The organism is Sphingobium sp. FW306-1B-F04DB (assembly GCF_058781925.1).
The window spans coordinates 1-1,961 of the sequence record NZ_JBYSXE010000110.1 but is presented as its reverse complement, the minus strand read 5'-3'; the positions used below and the strand labels follow the sequence as shown (position 1 = coordinate 1,961).

Below are 1,961 nucleotides of genomic sequence, written 5' to 3'. Positions count from 1 at the left end.
CACATGTCCCTTCATCAAACCTACAATGTCAAAGAGCCAAAAACGGGGACGCTCGATCCTCCCCATCTTACCGGGGGTATCGCGCATCCGTCATTTTAGCGACCACCGCGCCGGCCAGGTGGCTCAGCGCCGCGGTGAAAGGGCATATATGGAGGGGTAGTTTGAGCGTCAACCGCCTTTTTGCAATTTTGTTTCACAAGGGGGACAAGGAGATTGCATGACGCGGTAAAACTCGCAGAAAACCGCGATTTCTGCGGAAATGACGTTACGACTGGAGTGTGACATTTGATCGATGAAGGGGAAATGCTGTCGAGCCGGGTACGGCGTGCGGTGTTCTGGCGCTCGGGCAGCCAGATCGTCGCGCAGATCGTCATGTGGGGCTCGACCCTGGCGGTCATTCGTATCCTGAACCCGCAGGATTACGGGCTTTTTGCGATGACCCAGGTAGTCCTCGTGCTGTTCAGCTTCATGAACGGCTACGGATTCGCGAGCGCGCTCGTCCAGGCCGAATCGTTGGAGAGGAATCGAATCAGGCAGGCCTTCGGCATGCTGCTGTTGCTGAATGGCGGTCTGGCGATTCTCCAGCTCGCGACCGCGGGCCTTGTCGCGGCCTATTACCGCCAGCCCGAAATCGCGGCGCTGCTGCGTGTCCAGGCGCTGCTCTATCTGGCCACCCCTTTCATCGCGATCCCCGATGCGCTGCTCAGTCGCACACTGGATTTTCGCGCACAGGCCAAGGCGAACCTCGCCGCGGCCTGCGCGGGCGCCCTGACCGCGCTCGCCTGCGCGCTCTCCGGTCTGGGTGTCTGGACGCTGGTCTTCGCGCCCCTCGCACTTTTCTATACGCGTGCGATCTCGCTCACGCTCGCATCGCGGGTGCTGGTGCGGCCCAGCTTCGACTTTCGCGGCACGGGCGCAATGTTCGGCTTCGGCGGCGCGCTGATCGTCTCCAACCTGTTCTGGACGATCCAGAACCAGGTCGATGTGTTCATCGGCGGCCGGTATTTCGATCCGCACACGCTGGGGCTTTATGCCGAGGCACTGTTCCTGACGCAGATCTTCGTCAACAAGTTCGTCCCGCCGCTCAACGAGGTCGCCTTTCCTGCCTATTCGCGGCTGCAGAATGACGCGAGCGGATTCGCGCACTCCTTCCTCAAGGCAGTAAGGATCGTCCTGCTCGCCGCGCTGCCCATCTATTTCGGGCTCGCGGTGGCCGCCGAACCCGCGGTGCTCGTGCTGTTCGGGCGCAAATGGATCGACATCGTCCCGCTCGTGGAGATCCTCGCCTTCGTCATGCCCTTCATGACGGTCCACGTCCTGCTCGCGCCCGCGCTCAACGCCAAGGGGCAGCCGGGCACCACCGCGCGCATTTCGGCGCTCGGCGCGCTGGTGATGGTCATCGCCTTCGCGATCGGCGTGCGCTTCGGCGTCGAGGGGCTGGCATGGGCGTGGCTGGCGGGCTTCCCGCTGGTGATGGCCGGCGGGTGCGCGATCGCGCTGCCGGTCATCGGCGCGCACTGGACGCAACTCGCGCGGGCGGTCGCTCCGGGCCTGTTCGCCGCGGGCGCAATGGCACTGATCTGCCGCGGCGCGGATTCGGTGCTGCCGCCGCTGTCGCCCGCGGTGCACCTGCTCGCGCTCGTTACGTTGGGGGCACTGTCCTATGCCGCGCTGCTGTTCCTGTTCGCGCGGCCGACGCTCGACGAGCTGCTGCGGCTCGTCATCCAGCGCAAGCCCGTCCCCGCCTAGACCTTGATCGTTTCGGGCTGACTCAGCCTGAAACGTGGAATCAAGGTCCCAACTCTTTTAATAGAGCCTGATTCACGCTTTCAGCGGAAACGCATAGCGCTTCCCCCTCAACCGATCAGGCCGGATGAACAACCTCCTGAAAGATCCCATGGCGAGAGGTGGATAGCGGCTGGCGCTGTGGCAGAGTGCGGTTGCTGACCCAAACTCCGTGG

The 1,961-nt window shown here is 63.4% G+C and carries 1 protein-coding gene; it reads left to right on the top strand.

Features of this window, described 5'->3' with window-relative positions:
• Positions 1-303: 303 nt before the first annotated feature.
• Complete coding sequence (locus AC3WJD_RS21895) at positions 304-1,749, top strand: lipopolysaccharide biosynthesis protein (RefSeq protein WP_492748951.1); 1,446 nt, start codon at positions 304-306, stop codon at positions 1,747-1,749.
• Positions 1,750-1,961: the final 212 nt, after the last annotated feature.

What these genes read in the sequence shown, in the direction of transcription:
- AC3WJD_RS21895 (WP_492748951.1), top strand. Translation starts at nt 304, where the DNA reads ATGCTGTCGAGCCGGGTACGGCGTGCGGTGTTCTGGCGCTCGGGCAGC.